Annotated in this window: 22 protein-coding genes; 20 read left to right on the plus strand and 2 right to left on the minus strand. The window is 48.9% G+C overall.

Features of this window, described 5'->3' with window-relative positions:
- Positions 1-113: 113 nt before the first annotated feature.
- The 6 genes from Psch_RS01530 (at position 114) to Psch_RS01555 (ending at position 6,377) form a co-directional block, all read left to right on the plus strand.
- Positions 114-947, plus strand: coding sequence for an ATP-dependent Clp protease proteolytic subunit (locus Psch_RS01530; RefSeq protein WP_190240187.1), 834 nt, complete (start codon positions 114-116; stop codon positions 945-947).
- Positions 944-1,156 carry a YlzJ-like family protein gene (locus Psch_RS01535; protein ID WP_134217641.1) on the plus strand — a complete coding sequence of 71 codons (213 nt, stop codon included), beginning with the start codon at positions 944-946 and terminating at the stop codon, positions 1,154-1,156. Before Psch_RS01530 ends, Psch_RS01535 begins: the two co-directional genes overlap by 4 nt.
- Before the next feature lie 113 nt (positions 1,157-1,269).
- Positions 1,270-2,052, plus strand: a complete 783-nt coding sequence (locus Psch_RS01540) for an undecaprenyl-diphosphate phosphatase (protein ID WP_190238918.1) — start codon at positions 1,270-1,272, stop codon at positions 2,050-2,052.
- A 142-nt stretch (positions 2,053-2,194) separates the two neighbouring features.
- Entirely contained in the window at positions 2,195-4,435 is a 2,241-nt protein-coding gene (locus Psch_RS01545; RefSeq protein ID WP_190238919.1) for an FtsK/SpoIIIE family DNA translocase, read from the plus strand.
- 99 nt (positions 4,436-4,534) lie between these two features.
- On the plus strand, positions 4,535-5,569 hold the full coding sequence (mnmH, locus tag Psch_RS01550) for a tRNA 2-selenouridine(34) synthase MnmH (protein WP_190238920.1): 1,035 nt from the start codon (positions 4,535-4,537) through the stop codon (positions 5,567-5,569).
- 64 nt (positions 5,570-5,633) lie between these two features.
- Entirely contained in the window at positions 5,634-6,377 is a 744-nt protein-coding gene (locus tag Psch_RS01555) for a helix-turn-helix domain-containing protein (RefSeq protein ID WP_190238921.1), read from the plus strand.
- A 194-nt stretch (positions 6,378-6,571) separates the two neighbouring features.
- On the opposite strand, the gene Psch_RS01560 is transcribed toward Psch_RS01555, so the two are convergent.
- Positions 6,572-7,414 (minus strand): DegV family protein, encoded by an 843-nt coding sequence (locus tag Psch_RS01560; protein ID WP_190238922.1) that lies wholly within the window; start codon positions 7,412-7,414, stop codon positions 6,572-6,574.
- Between the two features lie 16 nt (positions 7,415-7,430).
- Complete coding sequence (locus Psch_RS01565; protein ID WP_190238923.1) at positions 7,431-9,053, minus strand: DAK2 domain-containing protein; 1,623 nt, start codon at positions 9,051-9,053, stop codon at positions 7,431-7,433.
- Positions 9,054-9,514: 461 nt separating this feature from the next.
- Here Psch_RS01565 and Psch_RS01570 point away from each other — a divergent pair, with 461 nt between their 5' ends.
- The 14 genes from Psch_RS01570 (at position 9,515) to Psch_RS01640 (ending at position 23,974) form a co-directional block, all read left to right on the plus strand.
- The gene (locus tag Psch_RS01570) at positions 9,515-10,012 is read left to right on the plus strand and encodes a YajQ family cyclic di-GMP-binding protein (protein ID WP_190238924.1); all 498 of its coding nucleotides are present in this window, start codon (positions 9,515-9,517) and stop codon (positions 10,010-10,012) included.
- A gap of 94 nt (positions 10,013-10,106) precedes the next feature.
- Positions 10,107-11,438: a 30S ribosomal protein S12 methylthiotransferase RimO gene (gene rimO, locus Psch_RS01575; RefSeq protein WP_190238925.1), complete on the plus strand. Its 1,332-nt coding sequence runs from the start codon at positions 10,107-10,109 to the stop codon at positions 11,436-11,438.
- Positions 11,439-11,548: 110 nt separating this feature from the next.
- The gene (locus tag Psch_RS01580; protein WP_190238926.1) at positions 11,549-12,124 is read left to right on the plus strand and encodes a hypothetical protein; all 576 of its coding nucleotides are present in this window, start codon (positions 11,549-11,551) and stop codon (positions 12,122-12,124) included.
- Positions 12,108-13,577, plus strand: a complete 1,470-nt coding sequence (locus tag Psch_RS01585) for an AAA family ATPase (protein ID WP_190238927.1) — start codon at positions 12,108-12,110, stop codon at positions 13,575-13,577. The genes Psch_RS01580 and Psch_RS01585 overlap by 17 nt, the downstream gene beginning before the upstream one ends.
- 455 nt (positions 13,578-14,032) lie before the next feature.
- On the plus strand, positions 14,033-14,767 hold the full coding sequence (locus Psch_RS01595) for a nicotinamide-nucleotide amidohydrolase family protein (RefSeq protein WP_134217652.1): 735 nt from the start codon (positions 14,033-14,035) through the stop codon (positions 14,765-14,767).
- 95 nt (positions 14,768-14,862) lie between these two features.
- Positions 14,863-16,455, plus strand: coding sequence for a DEAD/DEAH box helicase (locus Psch_RS01600; RefSeq protein ID WP_190238928.1), 1,593 nt, complete (start codon positions 14,863-14,865; stop codon positions 16,453-16,455).
- A 253-nt stretch (positions 16,456-16,708) separates the two neighbouring features.
- Positions 16,709-17,743: a recombinase RecA gene (gene recA, locus Psch_RS01605; RefSeq protein ID WP_190238929.1), complete on the plus strand. Its 1,035-nt coding sequence runs from the start codon at positions 16,709-16,711 to the stop codon at positions 17,741-17,743.
- A gap of 2 nt (positions 17,744-17,745) precedes the next feature.
- Positions 17,746-18,210 (plus strand): regulatory protein RecX, encoded by a 465-nt coding sequence (locus Psch_RS01610; RefSeq protein ID WP_190238930.1) that lies wholly within the window; start codon positions 17,746-17,748, stop codon positions 18,208-18,210.
- A gap of 274 nt (positions 18,211-18,484) precedes the next feature.
- Positions 18,485-20,023 carry a ribonuclease Y gene (gene rny / locus Psch_RS01615; RefSeq protein WP_134217656.1) on the plus strand — a complete coding sequence of 513 codons (1,539 nt, stop codon included), beginning with the start codon at positions 18,485-18,487 and terminating at the stop codon, positions 20,021-20,023.
- A 301-nt stretch (positions 20,024-20,324) separates the two neighbouring features.
- Positions 20,325-20,846: a hypothetical protein gene (locus Psch_RS01620; protein ID WP_134217657.1), complete on the plus strand. Its 522-nt coding sequence runs from the start codon at positions 20,325-20,327 to the stop codon at positions 20,844-20,846.
- Between the two features lie 17 nt (positions 20,847-20,863).
- Entirely contained in the window at positions 20,864-21,643 is a 780-nt protein-coding gene (locus tag Psch_RS01625) for a TIGR00282 family metallophosphoesterase (protein WP_190240188.1), read from the plus strand.
- Between the two features lie 133 nt (positions 21,644-21,776).
- The gene (locus Psch_RS01630; protein WP_134217659.1) at positions 21,777-22,037 is read left to right on the plus strand and encodes a stage V sporulation protein S; all 261 of its coding nucleotides are present in this window, start codon (positions 21,777-21,779) and stop codon (positions 22,035-22,037) included.
- 86 nt (positions 22,038-22,123) lie between these two features.
- The gene (locus Psch_RS01635; RefSeq protein WP_190238931.1) at positions 22,124-23,104 is read left to right on the plus strand and encodes a dipeptidase; all 981 of its coding nucleotides are present in this window, start codon (positions 22,124-22,126) and stop codon (positions 23,102-23,104) included.
- Between the two features lie 33 nt (positions 23,105-23,137).
- Positions 23,138-23,974, plus strand: a complete 837-nt coding sequence (locus Psch_RS01640) for a PHP domain-containing protein (protein WP_190238932.1) — start codon at positions 23,138-23,140, stop codon at positions 23,972-23,974.

Below are 23,974 nucleotides of genomic sequence, written 5' to 3' on the forward strand. Positions count from 1 at the left end.
GGGGCTACCAGGCACATGGGTGTATTTTTTATTTGATTTGAAACATAATAGAGAAGTCATAGAATGGTCCGCGTATATCCAAGTACAAGTCAGGAGTGAAATTCGTGTCGTCAATGCATGTTGAACCTCAGCCGGGAGTTTTCCCCTTTACCCCGGCGCCTTGTCCGGAGCCGGGGATTGCTCCTGAACCGGAAAGGCGGGAAGAACCTGATAAAGAAGCGGATCCCGGACGGGACCCGCAGCACGGTAAAAGAGTTGCCGGTAAATCCAAAGGAGCCATGGAATCCATGAAGGAAATGGGTTCGGCCCCCATTCCTGAAGTCAAGTCCAATATTCACTGCCTGACCATCATCGGGCAAATCGAAGGGCACCTGGTCCTTCCGCCGCAGAACAAGACCACCAAGTATGAGCACATGATTCCGCAGTTGGTAGCTCTGGAGCAGGCAGCCGAGGTTGAGGGTGTATTAATCATCCTTAATACCGTTGGCGGGGATGTTGAAGCCGGCCTGGCCATTGCCGAAATGATAGCCAGTATGTCCAAGCCGACCGTTTCGGTTGTCCTGGGAGGGGGTCATTCTATCGGAGTTCCGATTGCGGTTGCGGCCAAGTATTCCTTTATATCCGACACCGCCAGCATGACTATTCATCCCATTCGCCTCAACGGCCTGGTCATCGGCGTTCCACAGACCTATGAATACCTTGACAAGATGCAGGACAGGGTAGTCCGTTTTACTACAATGCATTCAAACATTACTGAAAAAAAATTTCGCGAGTTGATGTTCCGGACCGGAGACCTGGCAAGAGATATTGGGACTGTTCTTATTGGTAAGGAAGCCGTTGAGGTTGGTCTGATTGACGCGGTTGGAGGGATTGGCGACGCTGTCAATAAAATCAACACCATGGTTGATGATTGGAAGCAAAGAAGAAAAGAGGCGGTACTCCAGTGATTCTTTATACTCCGATGCAGTTGGAATTGGTATTGGAAGGCTTCGACACTACCAGGTACCCTGCGTACCGGGACATCGAATATCAGGGAGTAGCGATGGTGGTGGAATCGGCAGGGTTCGGACGTCAGAAGATTGTCAAGCTGTTAAGTACGAATCCTTTCGACTACCTGAAGCCGGAACTTGCGCCGGGCAGTATCATAAATTGTTAAACACCATTCCTGGTCTAACCAGGAATTTTTTTTGGAAGGATTTTCACAGTCCGGTCAACCTCGTGATATAATAAAAAGTATTGTGTTGAAAATCTACAAAAGGAGGTATTCGTTTGACCCTGACAGAAGCGCTGGTGCTGGGTATAATACAAGGCCTGGGAGAGTTTCTTCCTATTTCCAGTTCGGCTCATCTGGTCCTGGTTCCATGGGCCTTGGGGTGGCAATATGCCGGGCTTACCTTTGATGTCGCACTGCATATAGGAACTCTTATATCAGTGGTAGCTTTTTTTTGGAAGGACTGGCTTACACTGCTCAGCTCTGCTGTTACCAGAAAAGGGAGCAAAGAAGCTGCGCTATTCTGGTACCTGGTGTTGGGGACAATACCGGGGGGCGCTATCGGCTATCTTTTTGAAGAACAGGCCGAAACAGTATTGCGCACACCTTTATTGATCGGCGTTATGCTGATTGTGATGGGGATTATTCTTTACTGGGTCGACCGTAGAGCTGCCAGCGTAAAGAGCATAGATTCTGTCTCTCTCCTTGACAGCCTGCTGATAGGTCTCTCCCAGGCATTGGCTATTATTCCCGGCGTGTCCCGTTCCGGGATTACTATGACCGCCGGCCGGGCCCTGGGTTTTACCCGTGCATCCGCCGCCAGGTTCTCTTTTTTACTTTCAACCCCGATTGTTGTTGGAGCAGGGCTTTATAAAATGAAAGACCTGTCGCCCGGGGACCTGGACGCAGCTTTTTTGACGGGGGTAGTCTCTTCCGCGGTGGTCGGCTTTATTGCCATAGGCTTTCTGATCAGATACCTGTCACAACGCAGTTTCGCGGTGTTTGCCTGGTACCGCTTCGTTGTTGGTTCTGCCGTAATTATCCTGGCGCTGGCCAGGTAATCTCATATTGGACGCGTACTTTTGATATGCCAAATTAATTTTTCATGCTGCCCTCCGGTGGCCCCGGAGGGTTAATAGTATTTAGTTTTCTAGGATTTTTGCCGATAACTATGGTATATTATTTCTGGGGGGAGGGAAATTCATGGGAATTTTAGGTCAAATGAAGGAAGAGCTCAAATATGAAATTATCGGGATCGCCCTCATAGCCTTAGGGGTGCTTGGTCTACTCAGCATTCTGGTCCCTTCCTCCGGGCTGGTCAGTGTATGTATAGACAGGGTCTTCAAAAGTATTGCGGGAGAAGGGCGCTACCTTTTTCCATTGCTTCTTGCCATGGGAGGCGCCAGGCTGGTGCTAAAGCGGCGCAGTACCACCACGGTGTCCGAAAGAATGTATGGAGCGCTGCTCTTGTTCCTATTGATCTTGACCTTTTGCCACCTGATTATACCTGTGGACGACTCCTTCAAGGCGGGTTGGAACGGTGACGGCGGAGGCCTTTTGGGAGCTGTATTCAGCTATATTTTAAGAAAATCCTTCGGAATTGTCGGCACCTATATAATTCTTGCCGCCGCCGGGATTATCGCGCTCCTGCTTTTAACCAACCTTTCCCTGGCAACCTTGACCAAGGGATTTGCATCCGGTTTGTGGTCCGGGGTTAAAAGCAGCTTGCAGGGATTGGACAACTTTTTCTTCACCAAGGTAGAAGAAGACAAGGAGGCTCCAGCCAATGCTCCTGTCATTATAGATAATACGGAGGAACCATTCCCAACCGGGGCGCCGCCCGCAGGGCTGAAAGAACGGGCCGGTAATGAGCAGAATATCCCCATGATTTCTGACTATGACAGCAAAAAAGAGGTTGTCAACCCGGACAGGCCGGAAGCTGGACCTGGTGAAGAAGCAAAAGAAGATGAAGAATTGGATGCCCTGTTTAACAAGGACTTCTCAGGGGATCTGGGCGCTTACAAACTGCCACCCCTGACCATACTATCACGTCCCTTGAAGGCTAAAAATATTCGTTTGAGTAAAGATATCAATGAAAATATTCGTATCCTTGAGGAAACCCTGGAGAGTTTCGGCGTGAAGGCAAAGGTAATGCAGGTTTCCCGGGGACCCGCCATTACCCGCTATGAAATCCAACCTCCGGCAGGGGTTAAGGTCAGCAGAATTGTAAGCCTGGCCGATGATATTGCCCTGTCCATGGCAGCGCCGGATGTGCGGATCGAAGCTCCTATCCCCGGGAAGGCTGCGGTGGGTATCGAGGTCCCGAACAAGGAGATATCCATGGTCCACATTAGAGACTTGCTGGAAACTCAGGAGTTCGGGCAGGCCAAATCAAAGCTGACCGTAGTTTTCGGTAAGGATATTGCCGGAAACCCTATTGTTAGCGATTTGGCTAAAATGCCCCACTTGCTGATTGCTGGAGCAACAGGTTCAGGTAAGAGCGTCTGCCTCAATACCCTGATCGCAAGTATACTATTCAAAGCCACGCCCGATGAAGTAAAGTTTTTAATGATAGATCCGAAGATGGTCGAACTGGCTACCTATAACGGTATTCCCCACCTGGCGTCCCCGGTGGTTACAGACCCAAGAAAAGCGGCAACGTCTCTGCGTTGGGCGGCCCGGGAGATGGAACGCCGCTACACGCTTTTTGCGTCTGTTGGCGTTCGTGATATCACCCGCTACAATACCGTAATTAGAACAAAAGATCCGGGCGGCGCCCAGCCGCTTCCCTTCATGGTGGTAATTATAGACGAGCTGGCCGACCTGATGATAGTCGCCCCTGCCGACGTTGAGGACGCAATATGCAGGTTGGCTCAGATGGCCAGGGCTGCCGGCATCCACCTGGTGGTGGCGACCCAGCGCCCTTCCGTGGACGTAATTACCGGCCTGATCAAGGCCAATATTCCTTCCAGAGTTTCATTTGCGGTATCTTCCCAAATAGACTCGCGCACCATTCTGGATATGGGAGGGGCTGAAAAACTCCTCGGTAAGGGGGACATGCTGTTCTTCCCGGTGGGAGCATCTAAGCCGGTCCGGGTTCAGGGCGCCTTTCTTTCCGATCGCGAGGTGGACGACCTGGTCAACTACCTTAAAAAGCAGGCCGAGCCCGTATATGATGATAAGATCCTTGTTGAAACCCCTGCAGAGGAGCCCGCCCCGGAGATTGAGGATGAACTGCTGGCTCAGGCGGTTTTAATTCTTATCGAGAGCGGGCACGCCTCTATTTCAATGCTGCAACGGAGACTGCACATAGGCTATGCCAGGGCCGCGCGCCTTATTGACATTATGGAAAAGAGGGGTATCGTGGGGGGTTATGAGGGGAGCAAACCGAGGGCAATACTAATGTCACTGGAGCAGTACCAGCAAGTTTTTAAGAAGAGGTGATATGTTCTACCTTTAACTTGACAGGACTGGCGTAATATATTTACTTAAAAAAGGAGACCCTAAGATTGTATGGTTTAGCTGGACCGGCAGGTGCGCTCGATGGTTGAAGAAATAACTATTGAAGAAGCCCTAAATTTAAAAAACGCTTTATTCATTGATGTCCGTTCGGAAGGTGAGTTTGCAGAAGCGACCATTCCGGGCGCTGTAAATATCCCTGTTTTTGAAAATGAAGAGAGAGCAGCTATTGGAACCTTGTATCATCAGGCAGGGCCTGATCACGCGCGAAGGCTGGGCCTTAAGTTGGTTGCCCCAAAGCTTCCGCAAAAACTGACAGCCGTTGACCAGCTGGCAGGGGATAAAAGCCTGGCAATATTTTGCTGGCGGGGTGGACAACGCAGCCAGTTCATGGCCGGCCTGTTAGATATCATGGGCTATCCCGTTTACCGGGTAATTGGCGGCTATAAGGCTTACCGCCAATATGTCAACATCTACTTGGGCCGGGAGGAGCTTACCCAGAAAGCAGTTGTGCTGCATGGCCTAACCGGTGTTGGAAAAACCGAGGCGCTGGTTGCGCTGGAGGAAAGAGGACTGCCGGCGCTTGACCTTGAGGGCCTTGCCGAACACCGCGGCTCGGTTTACGGTAAGATCGGCCTGCCGCCCTCACCCTCCCAAAAGGCGTTTGAAAGTTCTATTGTAAAATTTTTAACCACCCTCGGAGATAACAGCATTTTTTTCGTCGAGTGTGAAAGCAGGCGGATAGGCAACCTCCTGGTACCGTCCCCATTGATGTCCTCTATTAAAAATGGAATTCGCGTTCTTCTGTACGCGCCGATTGACCAGAGGGTAAAAAGGATCCGCGACGTCTATACCTGTGGTCCTGACAATAATATCAAGGAACTGCAAAGGGCAACCGCCTCTCTCGAAAAGAAGATAGGCCGCAATAGGGTGGAAACGTTAAACAGCATGCTGGCCGAAGGCAATTTCGAACCGGTTTTCACCTATCTTTTGAAGTATTATTACGACCCCCTCTATAAGTACCCGGAAGTACCGGACGATAATTACGACCTCTGTGTGGATACCACTGATATGAAGAAGGCTGTAGATGATATTGTGGAATTTGCCAAAGGGCTCTGAAGGCAGTTTCACGGCGAGTTGGATGTTACTTTGTACTAGTTAAGCCGGCGTGGGAGGAGATCATATGGAAATCGGCAACAGCTTAAAGGAAGCCAGGGAAGCTCGCAAGTTGTCCCTGGAGGAAGTTGAAGAAGAAACCAAGATCCGCCGCAAGTACCTGCAGGCTTTGGAAAACGAGCAGTATGAGGTCCTGCCCGGTCAGGTTTATGCCAAGGCCTTTTTGAAAAATTATGCCCGGTTTTTAAACCTCAATGTTGAAGAAGTTATGGCCGCCTTTAACCACTCCCCTGCCGAAGAGGCGCCTCAACCTCAGGACAGTAACAATATCAGCCGGACTGAACCCGAATTAAAACGCGGCCAAAAACCCCGCTATTGGCTTTACCTGGCGACGGTGGTGATTGTGATGGGGCTTACTGTATCTGTCTATTACACAGTACGTAGCATAGGGTTCAACCATCCCGCCAGAGGGGAGTTCAAGACCGAAGAACAGAACCAGGCTCCTCCCAATCCATCCGTCGGTCAGCAGCCCCCGGCAGAGGAGCCAATCAACAAGCAGGAGGGGGTTCGGCTGACTTTCAGCGTGACCAAGAATACATGCTGGATGCGGGTAATTGTGGATGGCGCGCCCGCCTTTCAGGGTGAGGTGTCGGCCGGTCAGACCCAAGAGTTTACGGGCACAGAGAAAATTTCTTTTAGACTGGGCAACGCCGGTGTGGTTCAGGTACAGCTAAATGGGCAGGACCTCGGTTTTCTTGGTGAGGAAGGAGCGGTTATCGACCGGGAGTTCACATCTTCCCCGACGGGCTAAAGGAAAACTGCCGGTAACCGGCAGTTATTGAGCACAATGGGCTATATTATGCAAAAGGGTTAGCCGTATCGCTGATCCTACAGAGAAAGAGCAAACATTTGTGCGAATGAATTCGCACCTACATTTTTGGGGTATCGCTTCGTATGCCGGACTCTTGTTTTCAGGGTAGTGCCGTACCGCTGAAGCTGCGCGGTTTACTCAGTTATAAAGACTGCTCCCACCACGCCTGGCCCAACGTGTGTCCCTACAACCGGTCCGACTTTAGAAATAATCGGCTTATCGCAGTTCACAATTGGCGTTAATAATTTCAGGACCAGCTCTGCGCCTTCCGGAGCGTCACCATGTAAAACACAGCATTTGATCCTTTTACCGCCTGCTTTCTCCGCAATAATTTGCGCCAATCGTTCAATCGCTCTGGCTTTGCCCCGAACCTTTTCATATGGCTCAACAACACCCTCATTTAAGTATAGAATTGGTTTTATACTGAGGATGGCGCCCAACAAAGCCTGAGCTTTCCCGATTCTGCCGCCTTCTTTAAGGTATTTTAGACTGTCGACGCTAAAAAACAACCTGATTTTGGGAATTGTCTTATGTATGATATCCATGATATCAGCCTTGCTTTTGCCCATCATGGCAGCCCGGGCTGCCTCCAGGACCAACAGGCCGAGCCCCATACTACACGACTTGGAATCAACGACTTCGATATCACTTCCCGGAAACATATCCCTGGCCACTCGCGCTGACTGCGCAGTGCCGCTCATAACTGAGCTGATATGAATAGAAATGATGCTATATTGAGGCAGTAGGTGCCCGTAACAATCGGCAAACTCAGCAGGGGAAGGCTGGGATGTGGTTGCTGTTTGCCCCTTTTCCGTTAAGCGCTGGTAAAATTCTTCTGTTTGCATGTCCACGCCATCAAAAAACGTATCATTACCGTTAAAAATCACCTTAAGCGGCACCACTGTAATACCATATTGGGAGACCAGCTCATTTGGGAGGTCGGCGGTACTGTCGGTTACTATGGCGATTTTGTTCATGTGATATAACACCTGCTTATTCTACGGAAATTATAAAGTCATATACCGGCTGACCGCCGTTTTGCACTTCAAACTCGTGCCCGCTGAATTTCTGCATCATCTGATCAGCCAGCCTTTCAGCCTGCTCTGAAGACACTCCCTCTCCAAAGTAAAGGGTCACCAACCGTCCTTCACCATGAAGCATGGCCGCCAGCAAGTATTCCATTACTCCAGACAGATCTTTCCCGCTGGTTTTGAGGTCCCCATCAGCCAGGCCAATAATGCTGTCCTTGGTAATTTCCATCCCCGCGTAGTTGGTATCACGAACCGCCCTGGTAATCTCCCCCGTCCGGACCGATGACAGGGACAGGTTCATTTTTTGTGTCGCAACGGCAATATCGTCTCCCGGATTAAGGGTCAAAAGAGCGCTTAACCCCTGGGGTATGCTTTTAGTAGGAACTACAATAGTATCCTTAAGTGATAAACTGCCTGCCAGCTCCGCCGTCATAACCACATTTTTGTTGTTGGGCAGGATGACGACCTGTTCAGCTTTCAGCTCCTCAATAGCCCTCAAAATTTCACCGGCGCTGGGATTCAAAGTCTGCCCCCCGGCAATAACCATATCCGCCCCGAGGTTTTTCATGATCTCGATAATACCCATACCAAAGCCCACAGAGATAATACTAAAAATATTATCCGGGTCTGTCTGAGCGCCTTTTGAACGCATGGCCTTATTTTGTTCGCGCATATTTGTTATCTTTAAATCGTTCAAGGCGCCGTATTTCAAGCAGTATTCAATGACAAGTCCAGGGTGGTTGGAGTGTATATGGATTTTGGTCAGATCCCCTGAGCCAACCACCATAAGACTATCACCGTAAGTTGATAATTCCTGTTTTATTTTTTCCAGTGGCAGGCCGTTTCCAGTGAGCAAAAACTCGGTACAGTAACAAAAACCTATGGTTTCTACTGCCCTTGTGTTTCCCAATTTTACACCTGTCTCGGCCTCCCGGCCGGCGACTGGCTGCAATATGGCCTTGGCGGCCGGTGAGGCGCTTTTTAGGGCGCTCAAACATCCTTCCAGGATAACAACAAAACCTTTCCCGCCTGCGTCAACAACGCCGGCCTCTTTAAGAGCCGGAAGCTGATTGGGCGTCTCCTTCAGGGCCGTAAAGGCTTTTTTAAAAACCGCGACCATCATGCGGAGCAGATTGTTGCTGCGTTGAGCCGCAGCTTCTTCAGCAGTTTTTCTTACTACGGTTAAAATAGTACCTTCCACCGGACTCAATACCGCCTGGTAAGCCATACTGGCGCCATCTTCAAAAGCCTCTATGATATCTACAGCAGTTGCTCTTTCCTTAACCCTCAGCGATCTGGCGAACCCTTGCAGAACCTGAGAAAGAATTACACCGGAATTACCCCTTGCGCCAATAAGACCGCCCCTGGCGGCAGCCTCCGCCACCAAACCGATATGATTGGAATTTGTGGCGACGGCTTCTTTCACAGCCGAAGCCAGGGTATGGTACATATTAGTCCCGGTATCACCGTCGGGAACCGGAAAAACATTGAGAGCGTCAATACCTCCCTTTGACTGTTCCAGCAGGTCTACTGCTCCCCGAAACATCAATTTTAAATCGTCGCCGTCGAATGAATATACTCCCACAGGATTTCCCCTCGTGAATCTTTTTTATATTTATTTCGACGTTTTCACTGCTTTTCCTTTGCAGGCTACGGTAAGGGAGAAAATTGAGGCTTTTATTGAAAGATACAGAAAAAAGCCTTGTGTCTACACTGAAAATGTAGGTGTGAATTCATTCGCACAAAAGTTACATTAACCACAAAAGTCCGGCGCTAACGCGCCGTGTTAGTGAGATGACTGCCTAGTAGAAATAAATAGGGACAAGGTAAAGCTCATCAAGGTTGTTGTCAGCATCCTGGTCGTTGCCTATTATTTCTTGTTCTTGCCTCAGGTCGTCCATTCTTCAACCTCCCGATATTGATCTATCCGTTATCATAGCAGATTGGACTTGCTGTAATAAAGATATTCATTTCAGGTAACCTTTGACATTTCTCTGTTTAGGTTGTAACATTTAAAAAAATAGCAGCTAGGCAGGTGTAAAACTTTTGGCAAAAGAAAATACATTCGATATCGTTTCACAGGTTGATCTCCAGGAGGTCAACAACGCCGTCAACCAGGCGCTTAAGGAACTTCAAACCAGGTTTGATTTTAAAGGCAGCAAAAGCGGAATAACCTATGACGGCGAACAGATTACTCTTGTCGGAGATGACGAGTTTAAACTAAAGAATGTGGTTGACATTTTGGAAGCAAAGATGGTAAAAAGGGGTATTAATTTAAAAGCCTTAAGGTACGGTAAGATTGAACCCTCCGCCAGGGACACCGTCCGCCAGCGGGTTAACCTTGTCCAGGGGGTGGACAAAGAACTTGCCAAAGTAATAACCAAGCTTGTTAAGGAAAGCAAGCTTAAAGTACAGGCTGCGATTCAAAACGACCAGGTTAGAATAAGTGGTAAAAACCGTGACGACCTCCAGGAAATCATGAAGATTATCAAAGGCCATGAATTTAATATCCCGCTGCAGTTTATTAATTACCGGACATTCTAGCGCATTCCCCGCATCCGGCTTATATTGCCATATCTTTTGATGTGGCGCCGTACTGGGTTATACTATATAAAACTGCTTAAGAAAGGACATCCTGATGACTATAAAAGTCGGACTGGTCAGTCTGGGCTGCCCGAAAAACCTGGTTGATTCTGAAATCATGCTGGGACTCCTGAAGGAGTCCGGCTTTATTATTACCAACCGTGAAAAGGAAGCGGATGTCATCATTGTTAATACGTGTTCGTTTATCAACGACGCCAAAGAAGAGTCCATCAAAACAATTTTTGAACTGGCGCGGCTCAAGGAGGAAGGAAATTGCCGCGCGCTACTGGTGGCGGGGTGTCTGGCCCAGCGCTACCATCGTGAGCTGACAGAGGAAATGCCGGAAGTTGACGGTCTTATCGGAACAGGCGCAATACATGAGGTTCCTGTTCTGGTACGACGGGCTCTGGCTGGAGAAAAAGCTTTTTTGGTAGAAAGTCCTGGTTACCTCCACACCTCGTTGCAGCCCAGAATGCAGGCAACGCCATCCTACACAAGTTATTTAAAAATTGCAGAAGGCTGTGACAACAGGTGCTCTTATTGTACAATTCCTCTCGTAAGAGGCCCGTTCAGAAGCAGGGAGGCGGAGGATATTATCAACGAGGCTGCCGGTATGGTTAAACAAGGGACCAAAGAGCTGGTCCTGGTAGCTCAGGATACCACCCGTTACGGCCTGGATCTATATGGCCGGCCGTATCTGGACAGCCTGCTCGAACGCCTGGCCGGTTTGGAGGGACTTATCTGGATAAGACTGCTCTACACTTACCCATCTCTCATTAACGATCAACTTATCCGTCTTATAGCCCGGGAAAAAAAGATTTGCAACTATCTGGACATACCCCTGCAGCACGCATCAAACTCAGTCTTACAGCGGATGAAGCGGCAGGGCGGCAATGCAGAAATACAGCGGCTAATAAAAAAGCTGCGGGCCGAAATCCCCGGGATAATTCTACGGAGCACTTTTATAGTAGGTTTTCCGGGCGAAACCGAAGAGGATTTTGAGGAACTCTTAAGTTTTATGACCTCGATGCAGTTTGACCGGGTTGGTGTGTTTACCTATTCCAGGGAAGAGGATACTCCGGCAGCTTCCATGCCGGACCAGGTTCCCGAAGAAATTAAAATGGCCAGACGGGATAAAGCGATGTCTCTCCAGCAAAAGATATCTCACGAAAAAAATCGCGGGAAAATTGGCGCCCAGTTGTCAGTTCTGGTAGAAAAGAAAAATACCGGGAAGACTTATACCGGAAGAAGCGAAGGTGACGCTCCCGGTATTGATGGCAAGGTAAAATTCACATCCGAGACCCATTTACAACCTGGTGATTTCGTAAAGGTACTAATTACTGCAGCACAGCCATATGACCTGACCGGTAAACTGGTTCGTGAATAGATTGCACAGACGTCAGGACCGTTTTTTACCCAGATATTTACTAGGGAATGATAAAGCCCGTTATGCTATAATTATTAGACGACAACGCCTTTTTAGAGAGGAAGGTCGGTATGAAGTGGCAGGGCTTAAAAATCCCTATTATTATTGTTTCTTTGCTGGCCGGTATGGCTTTATTTTTTGCAGGCCAATGGTTGTATCAAAAATACATTTTTAATGATCCGCTCAATTATGCCTTGAACAGCAACCAGTCAATTGAATCATTTAGCATAAGCAATAAAGGAAGCGTACTTCAGGTAAATGTAACTCTGAAATATGACGCGGACATGATGCTGTCTTACAAAGAGCTCCGTAAAGAACTTACCGATGCCATGGGCAAAAAGGACTTCCAACTGATCTTGGGTGACAATCGCAATGATGTGTTAAGACAGGTTTGGTTCAACTCCCAGTATGCCGTTTACGAGGCGTCCTTTCAAGGCAATTTCCAGGACATGGCTGCTGCGGTTAATGAGGAAGCCCGTGCCTCCGGAGTAGATGCGATCATTAACGTTGATCAGGAAAATATCTATTTGAGACTGAAACACGAAGGGCATACCCTTGATCAGGTAATTGCTCTCAGTGTAAATAAGAATTACGGTAATGGCCAGGCGCCTGCCACCGGAGGTGGGAATAATGATCAAGGAAATTAGCATCGGACTGGGGCTTGCCGCAATAATTTCCCTGCTGGTGCTGGGATACGATATTACACCAATTTTGTTCCTTGCCGCGGCCGGCGCCGGGGTATTTTTCCTGGCCAAAACAAGAGGACTTTTTAGCGCCAAGAGTTTTAAAAGTACAGATGGCGCCGGACGATATCAAGTCTCATTCAGGGATATCGGCGGACAGGACTCGGCGATCCAGGAACTGAGGGAAGCGCTGGATTTCATTAAAAACCATCAAACCCTCAAGCGTCTGGGCATCCGCCCCTTAAAAGGAATTCTGCTCACAGGCCCCCCGGGTACCGGGAAAACATTGATGGCCAAGGCGGCTGCAAGCTACACTGAAGCAGTTTTTGTAGCGGCATCCGGAAGTGAGTTTATCGAAATGTATGCCGGTGTCGGAGCCCAGCGGGTCAGGAAATTGTTCCAGACTGCCCGGGAAGATGCCGAGCGGCAGCATAAAACCAACGCCATCATTTTTATTGATGAGATTGAAATCCTGGGCGGTAAAAGGGGACAGACCACCAGTCACCTGGAATACGATCAGACTTTAAACCAGTTGCTTGTGGAAATGGATGGCTTGCGAATGGAAGACAGTGTGAGAGTCTTGTTGGTGGCCGCTACAAACCGGGCCGATATGCTTGACCCCGCCCTCTTAAGGCCGGGACGTTTCGACCGCAGGGTCAAGGTGGATTTGCCGGACAAGGAGGGGCGGAAGGTAATCCTAAACCTTCATACCAGGAACAAGCCTCTTGGTGAGGATGTCAAATTGGATGTAATCGCCAGAGAGACCTTCGGCTTTTCCGGCGCCCACTTAGAAAGCCTCTCGAATGAGGCAGCCATCCTGGCTATGCGGGAAGGCTCCAAGGAAATTTGCCAGCACCACTTTAACGAGTCAATTGACAAGGTAATGATGGGGGGCAAACTTGACAAGCGTCCCTCGAAATTAGAAATGAAAAGGGTAGCTATTCATGAAATCGGACACGCGTTAATTAGTGAAATGGTGAGAAATGGTTCGGTTTCCACACTGACCGTTACCCCGCGGGGGGACGCCCTGGGGTATATGCGCCAGACCCCGGAAGACGACACCTACCTCTACACCAAGGATCAACTGGAGAACCAAATTGCGGTGATGATGGCCGGAGCGGTGGCTGAGGAAATTGTTTTGGGCAATCGCAGCACCGGTTCAGCAGGTGATTTTGACCAGGCCGTGCGGACAGCTGAACAAATGCTGCGTTCCGGCATGTCAGAGTTAGGTGTGGTCTGCCTGGACAGCCTGCCTCAAGAAATGAAACATAAAACAATAGCCGGCCTTGTGAAAGAGCAGGAAGATCGAGTCAGAGAATACATTAAAGGTTCAAAACATGTATTTGACAAAATTTTGGAAGTCCTGTTGGAAAAAGAGAAAATTACCGGAGAGCAGTTTCGTTCGCTGGTCCATTAAGATGAAGTTATCTTAGCCGCGCCAAGGGTTACCCAACCCCGGCGCGGTTTATTTTATAACGGTGATAATCTTATGACTTCAGTTCCAAAATGTGTTATAATATTAAATTGGGGTTCCAAACTTATATTGCTTTTACTGATAGTCGCTCCCGTTTTTATCCCAGCAGCAAGACATGCTCATCTTGCGGTTCTGTAATGGATAGCATGCCCCTGTCTATTCGTGAATGGGACTGTCCTTGCTTGCGGAGCGCATCACGACCGTGACGTTAATGCTGCTGTCAGCCTGAAGAAATATGCAAGAATCATTGCTTATAATGTGAGTACCTGAAGTTCTCCGGCAATTTACGTCTGTAGAGATCCCTTTCGGCTGGGATGGGAAACCATCTAATCACGGGTCGATGATGCAGGAATTTCGTAGTAGAAATATTTTTCTATGAAGAAAGGAACGATAGAGAAATGAAAGACGATTTTCTTAAGGATGCGGCAACAAGATCCAGAGTGTTCAAATTAGCCGGGATTTCCGAAACGGCTGTTCGGGAGCTGATTAAAGACCTGGCTGTTGAGGATAGCGCCAGTATCGGCTACCTGACCGTTCCCGGCGAAATACAAGTCAAAATTACGGTACAAAATGACAGCGCCAGCCTTGACAGCAAGCTGGAGGCTATTGCGGCCAAAGTGCAAGCCCGCTTGGAAGAATATATTTTTAGCTGTGACGGTGAAGTTATCGAAGATTTGGTGGGTGCGCTGCTAAGACAAAGAGGATTAACTATCGCCCTCGCGGAATCATGTACAGGTGGACTTATTTCGGCCAGGCTGACCGACCTGCCGGGGAGTTCCGTATATTTCAAAGGCGGCGTAGTAGCCTACAGCAATGAATTAAAGCAAAGCTTTCTAGGCGTGCCTCCGGAGGTCCTGGAAAAACATAGCGCTGTCAGTAGAGAGACCGCCTTAGCTATGGCCGGGGGGATCCGCAACAGAGCGTCTTCCGATATAGGCCTGTCCGTTACCGGTATTGCCGGGCCAGACGGCGGCGCCCCGGACAAGCCGCTTGGTTTGGTTTATATAGGCCTGTCCGCTGCAAGCGGCGATCTATGCGGCCGGTATGTTTTTCCCGGCAACCGCGCAGGAGTAAGGCAGGGAACCGTTAATGCGGCGCTGAACACAGTCAGGCGCTTTCTGTCCAAAGCGTGAAGGAGTATTCTTGTTGGAACCCAGGGTTTTAAGTTTTATGCCAGTATAGTTTCAAATTATCCGCTTAAACATTTTAATTATGGGAGTATGATTTAATGACCATTGATCTAAAGGACGTAGTAAGCTTTGGCAATATCGAAATCAACAAGCGTGTAGCCCAGGCCTTAACTGATATGGGCTTTGAAGAACCGACCCCGATCCAGCAAATGGCGATCCCGCTGCTTTATGATGGCAGGGACGTTGTTGGGCAGGCGCAAACCGGCACCGGTAAAACGGCTGCCTTTGGCATACCGATAGTTGAGATGGTAAATAACCGTTATGGCGGCGTGCAGGCCCTGATTATTACACCAACCAGGGAATTAGCCATCCAGGTCGCCGAAGAAATATCAAAGATTGGGAAATACCGGCGGGTGAGAACCCTGCCTATTTACGGAGGTCAGTCAATAGAACGCCAAATCAGGGGGCTAAAGCAAGGGGTACAAGTCGTAATCGGCACTCCTGGCCGACTGCTGGACCATTTAAACAGAGGAACCCTGCGTCTTGAAAATGTTAAAATGGTTGTCCTGGATGAAGCGGATGAAATGCTGGATATGGGTTTTATCGAGGATATTGAGTCCATCCTGCAAGCGACGCCTGCACAGCGCCAGACGATGCTTTTCTCCGCGACCATGCCCGATGAAATAAAGCGCCTCTCCAGAAAATACCTGCAAAGTCCGGAATTTATCACGGTCAGCAAGCAAAACCTGACCGTGCCGCAGATTGAGCAGATAGTTTACGAAACCCGCGAGCCTAAAAAACTGGAAAGCCTCTGCAACATTTTAGACTCCAGCAGCATTACTCTATCGATTATATTTTGCAGGACCAAAAGGGGTGTGGATGAACTTGTCGCCGGGCTTCAGGCGCGTGGTTACCAGGCTGCCGCTTTGCACGGCGATCTAAGTCAATATCAGCGCAACCATGTGATGAGACAATTCCGGACCGGACAGATTGATTACCTGGTCGCGACAGATGTGGCGGCCCGGGGGTTGGATATTGAAAACGTCTCTCACGTCATCAACTATGACGTCCCCCAGGATCCCGAATTCTATGTGCACCGTATCGGCAGGACGGGCCGCGCCGGCAAAAGCGGGATAGCCATCACCCTGGTTACCCCAAGGGAATACAAGCAGCTAAGACTTATTGAAAATCTCACCAAAACTCGCATCCGCCGTGAAAAACTGCCTTCTCAGGCGGACATCCACGAGCGAAAAAAAGAAGGCATCATAGATAGGCTCAACTACCTTTTGAGTGAAGGCAAACTGGCTTACTACAGGAATATTGTCGACTCCCTGGTTGATGAATATGATCCCATAGATATTGCCGCCGCAGCCCTTAAAATGTCCCTGGCCTTAGATGATGCCGAGGATATGACGGCTGAGTCTTTTGGCAATACCGGGGCGCGACCGGGGATGGTGAGATTATTTATGACCATCGGCAGGTTAGATAATATTTCACGGGCAGACCTTGTCCGGATCTTGGCGGAAGAGACCGGCATGCCCGAGAGCAGTGTCGGGAATATCAATATATACGAAAAATTTTCATTTGTTGAAGTGTCGGAAGAATGGGCTAACTACGTCATCAGCTGCCTGCACCGTCAGACCATCAGAGGCAGGAGAATAAGTATCGAGCCCGCCCGCGGCAGAAGTTAAGCCAGGGTAAATGGTCTTGGGCTGATGCTTCAGCTGGAAGATACAATATATCATTTTTATTGTTGAGTAGTTCGACTATGGCAGCCAATGTCGCATTTGTGCGAGAGAATTCGCACCGCATTTGTTGAAGCGCCCTGTGTTTATTTTATTAGGGATATTTTTAGATTGCTGTTGACACCAGCCAATATTCACCAGTATAATTAACACAAGTAAGCGAACGTATGTTTTGCTTTAATTTAAAGGGGGGATATTATTGTCGGATAAGCAGAAAGCCCTGGAACTGGCCCTGATGCAAATTGAGAGGCAGTTCGGCAAAGGTTCAATTATGAAGCTTGGCGAGGCATCAGCAAAATTAAACATTGAAGTGATCCCTTCCGGCGCTTTGGCGCTGGATATTGCCCTGGGTGTAGGAGGCCTGCCGCGCGGCAGGGTAGTTGAAATATTTGGGCCGGAGTCTTCCGGCAAAACAACGGTAGCCCTTCACGTTATCGCCGAAGCGCAGAAATCAGGTGGGGCGGCCGCTTTTGTGGATGCGGAGCACGCGCTTGACCCTCTTTATGCCAGAAACTTGGGTGTAGATATTGAAAACCTGCTGGTCTCTCAGCCGGATACCGGTGAACAGGCCCTTGAGATCGCTGAAGCGCTGGTGCGCAGCGGCGCTGTTGACGTAATAGTGATAGATAGTGTGGCGGCGCTGGTACCACGCGCGGAAATCGAAGGTGAAATGGGAGACTCCCACGTGGGCCTGCAGGCGCGCCTCATGTCTCAGGCCCTGCGCAAGCTGACCGGAGCTATCAGCAAGTCAAGGACCACTGTGGTTTTCATTAACCAGATCCGTGAAAAAGTGGGTATTGTATACGGTTCACCGGAAACAACCACTGGCGGAAGGGCTCTGAAATTTTATGCTTCGGTCCGGCTGGAGGTGCGCAAACAGGAAAATATTAAACAAGGTACGGATATCATCGGGAGCCGGACCAGGGTCAAGGTTGTCAAAAACAAGGTAGCGCCGCCTTTTAAGCAGGCTGATTTCGATATTATGTACGGAACCGGTATATCGAAGGAAGGCAGCATCCTGGATATCGCCGCCGAAATGAACATCATCAACAAGAGCGGAGCCTGGTATTCCTATGGAGATGAAAGGTTGGGCCAGGGTAGAGAAAATGTGAAGGAGTATCTGAAGGAGCACCCTGAGGTAACCAAAGAGGTCGAGCTTAAAGTCAGGCAAGCTTTGAACGTTGGCGGAGCTAAAGATGCCCATGCAGCCGCTCCCGGGGAAAGCGGCGCGTAATAGTGAATTCTGAAGTCGATAAAGCAATATCCTTTGCCTGCCGGGTTCTGGCCTATCGCCGGCGAACCGCCCGCGAACTGACCGAAAAACTTGAAAAGCAAGGCTTTGCTGCTGAAGTCAACCGCAGCGTGATTGACACCATGTCGCGATACGGTTACATTGACGACAAGGCTTACGCCCGTCTCTGGATAGAACAAAGACTCTATAAAAGAGGTTTTCCCGGACTCAAGCGTGAGCTGCTGCAAAAAGGTGTTGACACCTGCATTATTGATGAAACCATTGCGGAAGCAGGCCCGGAGGCGGAATTCAAAGCAGCGTTCCTATTGGCCTTAAAGAAAGCAACTCAAAACGGCGGCGCCTGTTCTTACCCACGGTTGGCCCGGTTTCTGCAAAACAGGGGATATTCTTACGAGTCAATCAGCAGAGTCGGTCGCACCATCACTACTGATAGCGGGGCTAAACCTTGACAGTTTTTTAAAAAACCTGTACAATATAGGCTGGTAGAAAATAGAATTAGATACTACTTGTACGGGTTTTATAATAGATAAAATCCTATAGTTTCGGGGGTAGGAGATATAGCCGGGAGTTTATTTTCGGCTATTAAGATAGTGTCCGTTATTGGGGCTATTTACTTACCTTTATCTGGACAAGTATAAAAGTAGTGTCTTGTGTTTTCTGCCGAGTTTCTAGCTCGGTTTTTTTTATGGTTGCAGTCATTTATATTAAAAGGAGGTGAATTTAATGGACATGAATACGGTTCTAATTATTGTAGGAGCCGCAATCGCGGCTTTTGTTGTGGGTTATTTACTCAGGAAATACCTGGCTGAAGCAAAAATCGCTTCAGCAGAGTCTGAAGCAAAAAAAATACTGGAAGAAGCCGAGAAAGAAGCCGAGGCCAGGAAAAGGGAAGCTATTCTGGAGGCCAAGGAAGAAGTCTTAAAATTACGTAACGATATTGAAAGGGAAAACAGAGATCGCAGGAATGAACTCCAGCGATTGGAGCGACGACTGGTTCAAAAAGAAGAGACCCTGGACCGCAAGGTCGATGCGTTAGAAAAAAAGGAAGAAAATCTGACCCGGAAAGAGTCGGAAATAGAAGCTGTCAAAGGTCAGCTTACAACGCTCTACAACCGCCAGGTAAGTGAGCTTGAACGTATCTCCGGCTTGACTTCCGAGGAAGCAAAACAGATTCTTCTTTCGGATATTGAAAAAGAAATCCAGCATGATGCGGCTATAATGATTAAAGAAATTGAAGGCAAGGCCAAAGAGGAAGGGGATAAGCGTGCCCGGGAGATTATATCCCTGGCTATTCAGAGGTGCGCCGCAGATCACGTCGCTGAAGCGACGGTGGCAGTGATTCCACTGCCGGGTGATGAAATGAAAGGGCGCATTATCGGGCGCGAGGGTAGGAATATCCGCGCTTTTGAAACCTTAACCGGGATTGACTTGATTATTGACGATACTCCGGAAGCTGTAATTCTGTCCGGTTTTGATCCGATTCGCCGGGAGGTAGCCCGGATTGCTTTGGAAAAGCTGATTGTGGATGGGAGGATTCACCCGGCTCGCATTGAAGAGATGGTGGAAAAGGCTCAAAAGGAGGTTAACAACCAAATCAGGGAGGCTGGTGAACAGTCCACCTTTGAGACTGGCGTGCACGGCATTCACCCTGAGCTTATTACCCTCCTGGGCAGGCTGAAATTCCGCACCAGCTATGGTCAGAATGTTCTAAAACACTCCATTGAGGTAGCCCATCTGTCCGGTCTGATGGCGGCCGAATTGGGCGTTGATGTACAACTGGCCAAGAGAGCAGGCCTTTTGCACGACATTGGTAAGGCTGTGGACCATGAGGTGGAGGGACCACATGTAACCATAGGTGTAGATTTGGCTAAAAAATATCGTGAGGGGCATGATGTTATTCATGCCATTGCAGCTCACCACGGCGATGAAGAACCTCAGACCATTGTCGCGGTGCTGGTCCAGGCGGCTGACGCAATTTCCGCGGCCCGGCCAGGCGCGCGCCGTGAAACTTTGGAAGCATACATCAAGCGTTTAACTAAACTTGAGGAAATTGCCAACTCCTTTGATGGTGTTGAAAAATCCTTTGCCATTCAGGCCGGCCGTGAAGTACGCATAATGGTCAAGCCGGATAAAGTGGATGACCTGGGAGCCGTCCGATTGGTCCGTGATATTACCAAAAAAATAGAAGGTGAGTTAGACTACCCCGGGCAGATTAAAGTTGTCATCATCAGGGAAACCAGGGTGGTAGAATACGCCAAATAACTTTAAGCAAACAGGCGCCTGTAATTTATGAAGTATTATTGAGCTTGTAACTATCGGCCTAATTGGCCGGTTTTTTTATTATCAGAAAAGCAAATCTTAGAAAATAGGTTGACAAGTGGGTTGACAAGGGGACGGGCTTGTTGACAACTTTTTTAACGCAAGCCCGGGAATGATTCAAATGTGTGCTTATTTATCCAACATTCCTAGATATTTTAAGCTCGTGATAAGAAAAAAAAGCAGGAAAACTCTATTCAAAACAGAATCTCTACATATTGCGCAGGTCATAAGGAAGGTGACAGTTTTGGCATTCCGGTACAAAGGCAACAGGGGTAATGTTACAGACAGCGTTGGCCTGTTGATTTCAATTTTAGTCAGATATCCTGAAGTAGCTACCATTAATTTCGATCCTGAAAACCATTTGCTTAAATTTACCTTTATATACTCTCAGTCGCTTGGTAAAAATGAATTGGACAACCTGCACGATAAGCTCATGGACAGTATTGAAGTATATAATTTACTGGAAGGCAAGGAGCCTAAATTTGTCTCTTTAAACCACCAGGTTTGCAGCAACTTGACCATGATCGAAATACAGAGGGACGTAGATACCCTGGTTCAGGAAGAGATCACTCTCATCGTGAATCTCTTTCATCAGTACCTCCATAACAACCTGGTGACGGAAGATAATGAACAATTAGTCGAAGAAGATCTAATTGCCCAGGATGAATTAATTGAACACATGCTTGAGAATATCAAGTGCTCGAAACAGGAAAAATCTCTTTTTGCCTTTCGTGAGGAAGGAAGGGTGCTTGTTTTTAATAAATGATTGGGGGTTTTGGGCTTTTGCGCCTGCTGATGATAGGAGATGTGGTCGGGCGTGCGGGGCGCCGGGCCGTTAAGGTTAACCTGGAAGACTTAAAAAGGGAATTTAACCTCGATTTGGTTATAGCTAACGGGGAAAATGCCGCCGGCGGCGCCGGTATTACCAGGGAAACTGCGCAGGAATTGTTTGCATCCGGGGTTGATGTTCTAACCATGGGTAACCATGTCTGGAATGTCAAAGATGCCATTAATTACATTGAGCATGAGAAAAGAATCATCAGGCCGGCAAACTACCCGCCCGGTACACCGGGCGCCGGATCCAATATATTTGAAACCCGCCGGAAGGTTAAAGTTGGTGTAATCAACCTGGCCGGGCGGGTTTTCCTTCAGTCTCTTGACTGCCCTTTCCGCAAGGCGGATGAAGCCTTAACCAGAATAAAGAAAACCACTGACATTGTTGTGGTTGATTTCCATGCCGAGGCCACTTCGGAGAAGGTAGCCATGGGATGGTACCTGGCGGGCAGGGTATCTGCTGTCGTGGGAACGCATACCCACATTCAGACCGCCGATGAACGCATTTTACCCGGCGGCACAGCCTACCTTACCGATTTAGGCATGACCGGCCCGCGAGATTCAGTGATTGGTGTAAAAAAGGAAACTGTTATTGACAAATTCATTTCCCAAATGCCTCAACGCTTTGAAGTAGCAAACGGACCTTATCAGTTTAACGCGGCTTTACTGGAAATTGACGAATATAATGGTGAGGCTTCTTCTATCATACGGATCCAAAATTACGAATAAAATATTTCAATAATTAAGCACGAGTTTTTATTTAAGTCTTCTCAAAAGGAATTTTCCAGCCATTAGCGAATATAATTTCTTACAGGGAGTTCGGGACAACAAATCTATCACAGTCATGAAGGAGGTTGCTTGAGTGGATGTATTAAAGGTTTCAGCAAAATCCAACCCAAACTCTGTCGCTGGCGCCTTGGCAGGTGTACTCCGGGAACGTGGTTGCGCCGAAATGCAAGCCATTGGAGCGGGCGCACTCAACCAGGCAGTAAAAGCTGTAGCAATTGCAAGAGGCTTTGTGGCGCCAAGTGGTGTTGACCTGATCTGCATTCCGGCATTCACCGATATCATCATTGACGGGGAAGAAAGAACAGCAATCAAGCTGATCGTGGAGCCCAGGTAAGCGTATGTTTTTATCCGCCAGCTAACCAGGACCTGTTTATTCAAAAGGATAAACAGGTTTTATTATATTTGCGGGGGAATTGACTCTTGGTCTATCAGGTTAATAGAAGAGCGGCAGAACTGCACAGGCAGAGTGTGGTGGTAGACGCTCACTGCGACACCTTGACCGCGCTGCCGCAGCAAAATAGACGTCTTGGCCAGTCAACCGGCCGCGGTCATCTAGACCTGCCTCGCTTAAAGATGGGCGGCGTAAAATTGCAGTTCTTTGCCGCTTTTATCTCTCCGGAATATAAACAAGAGCCGCTGAAGCGGGCTCTGGAACTGGTTGATATTTTTCTGGAAGAAATGGCTGAAAACACAAAAGATGTCCAGCATGTAAAAAATCTGGATGAAATATACCAGGCCTGCAATTCCGGTAAAGTCGCCGCCCTGCTCACCGTGGAGGGCGGTGAATGCCTGCAGGGCAGCGCCGGGGTCCTGCGGCAATTATATCTTTTGGGTGTACGAGGCCTTACCTTGACCTGGAACAACCGCAATGAACTGGGTAACGGGGTCAACGCAATGGAAACCGCAGGCTTAACCGCTTTTGGCTTCAACGTGGTAGAAGAGCTAAACCGCCTGGGAGCCCTGATAGATGTTTCCCACCTGTCGGAAGAAGGGTACCGGGACGTTCTGCGATATTCCATTCATCCGGTTATCGCGTCACACTCCAATTGCAAAGCTCTCTGCAACCACCCCCGCAACCTGAGTGATGAACAAATCAGATTGCTTGCTGAAAATGGCGGGGTGATGGGGATAACCTTGGTACCGGACTTTTTAGGTGGAAGTAAGCCTTCCCTAAAAGAGGTACTTGACCATATTGACCACGCTGCAGCTGTCGGAGGTATAGACTGTGTGGGGCTTGGTTCTGACTTTGACGGTACAGGTACCCCGGCGGTAGGACTGGAGGATTGTTCCTGCTGGCCTGCTTTAACCGCCGGCCTAATCGATAGAGGATACTGTGACGGAGATGTTAAAAAAATAATTGGTGACAATTTTTTAAGAGTAATCGGGCAGGTTTTAAAATAAATAATGTCGAAGTTTCAAAGGGCGGTGATGTTAATGGAGGTTGACCTGCATGTCCATACCAATTATTCAGACGGCACGGAGAGTCCGGATGAAGTCACAGCAAAAGCAAAAGCAATGGGCCTGGGCGCAATAGCCATTACAGACCATGACACGCTGGAAGGAATTGAGCCTGCTATAATAGCCGGGAGACAGCATAACCTTGAAATTATCCCTGGTATTGAGCTTGGCTCGCAGTATCAAGGTCAGGACGTTCATATATTAGGATACCTGGTCGATGCGCAAGACCGGGAGTTACTGGCAAGGCTTTCGTCAATCCGTAGTGACCGGGAGCTGCGCATGGAAAACATGGTGAAAAAACTGCAGGATTTAGGCTTTCCGATTAACCTGGACCGGGTCCGGGCTATCGCAGGCATTGGTTCGTTGGGCCGTCCCCACCTTGCCGCAGCCATGGTGGAAACAGGTAGGGTAAAGACTATGTCCGAGGCTTTTGAACTTTATATAGGGCACGGGCGACCGGCTTACGTACCCCGCGCCAGACTCACTCCGGCAGAGGCGATCCATCTGATCCGCGCTTGCGGAGGGGTTGCTGTCCTGGCTCACCCCGGCCTGCTCAGCGATCAAGCGCCGCTAGAAGAGTTGATAGATCAGCTGATAAAAGCAGGAATCGCCGGTCTGGAGGCCCATCATCCGGCGCACGACAGGGAGCTGGCCGGTTATTATGAGCGACTGGCCCTCAGAAAAGGCTTAATTGCCACGGGCGGTTCGGACTACCACGGTCCGGAGCGCTATGCCGAAAGCAGACTGGGTTTGGTTGCTGTGCCTTACGGAGTAATTGAGGCTTTAAAAGCAAAAAGAGCGTGCGCTTCTTAA

The organism is Pelotomaculum schinkii (assembly GCF_004369205.1).
In the GTDB taxonomy this organism is placed as follows: Bacteria; Bacillota; Desulfotomaculia; order Desulfotomaculales; family Pelotomaculaceae; genus Pelotomaculum_C; species Pelotomaculum_C schinkii.

Excerpts from the sequence above, each read along its gene's own strand:
- Psch_RS01530 (WP_190240187.1), top strand. The coding sequence starts at position 114 with ATGCATGTTGAACCTCAGCCGGGAGTTTTCCCCTTTACCCCGGCGCCT.
- Psch_RS01545 (WP_190238919.1), top strand. The coding sequence starts at position 2,195 with ATGGGAATTTTAGGTCAAATGAAGGAAGAGCTCAAATATGAAATTATC.
- mnmH (WP_190238920.1), top strand. The coding sequence starts at position 4,535 with ATGGTTGAAGAAATAACTATTGAAGAAGCCCTAAATTTAAAAAACGCT.
- Psch_RS01555 (WP_190238921.1), top strand. The coding sequence starts at position 5,634 with ATGGAAATCGGCAACAGCTTAAAGGAAGCCAGGGAAGCTCGCAAGTTG.
- Psch_RS01560 (WP_190238922.1), bottom strand. The coding sequence starts at position 7,414 with ATGAACAAAATCGCCATAGTAACCGACAGTACCGCCGACCTCCCAAAT.
- rimO (WP_190238925.1), top strand. The coding sequence starts at position 10,107 with ATGACTATAAAAGTCGGACTGGTCAGTCTGGGCTGCCCGAAAAACCTG.
- Psch_RS01580 (WP_190238926.1), top strand. The coding sequence starts at position 11,549 with ATGAAGTGGCAGGGCTTAAAAATCCCTATTATTATTGTTTCTTTGCTG.
- Psch_RS01585 (WP_190238927.1), top strand. The coding sequence starts at position 12,108 with ATGATCAAGGAAATTAGCATCGGACTGGGGCTTGCCGCAATAATTTCC.
- Psch_RS01595 (WP_134217652.1), top strand. The coding sequence starts at position 14,033 with ATGAAAGACGATTTTCTTAAGGATGCGGCAACAAGATCCAGAGTGTTC.
- Psch_RS01600 (WP_190238928.1), top strand. The coding sequence starts at position 14,863 with ATGACCATTGATCTAAAGGACGTAGTAAGCTTTGGCAATATCGAAATC.
- rny (WP_134217656.1), top strand. The coding sequence starts at position 18,485 with ATGGACATGAATACGGTTCTAATTATTGTAGGAGCCGCAATCGCGGCT.
- Psch_RS01640 (WP_190238932.1), top strand. The coding sequence starts at position 23,138 with ATGGAGGTTGACCTGCATGTCCATACCAATTATTCAGACGGCACGGAG.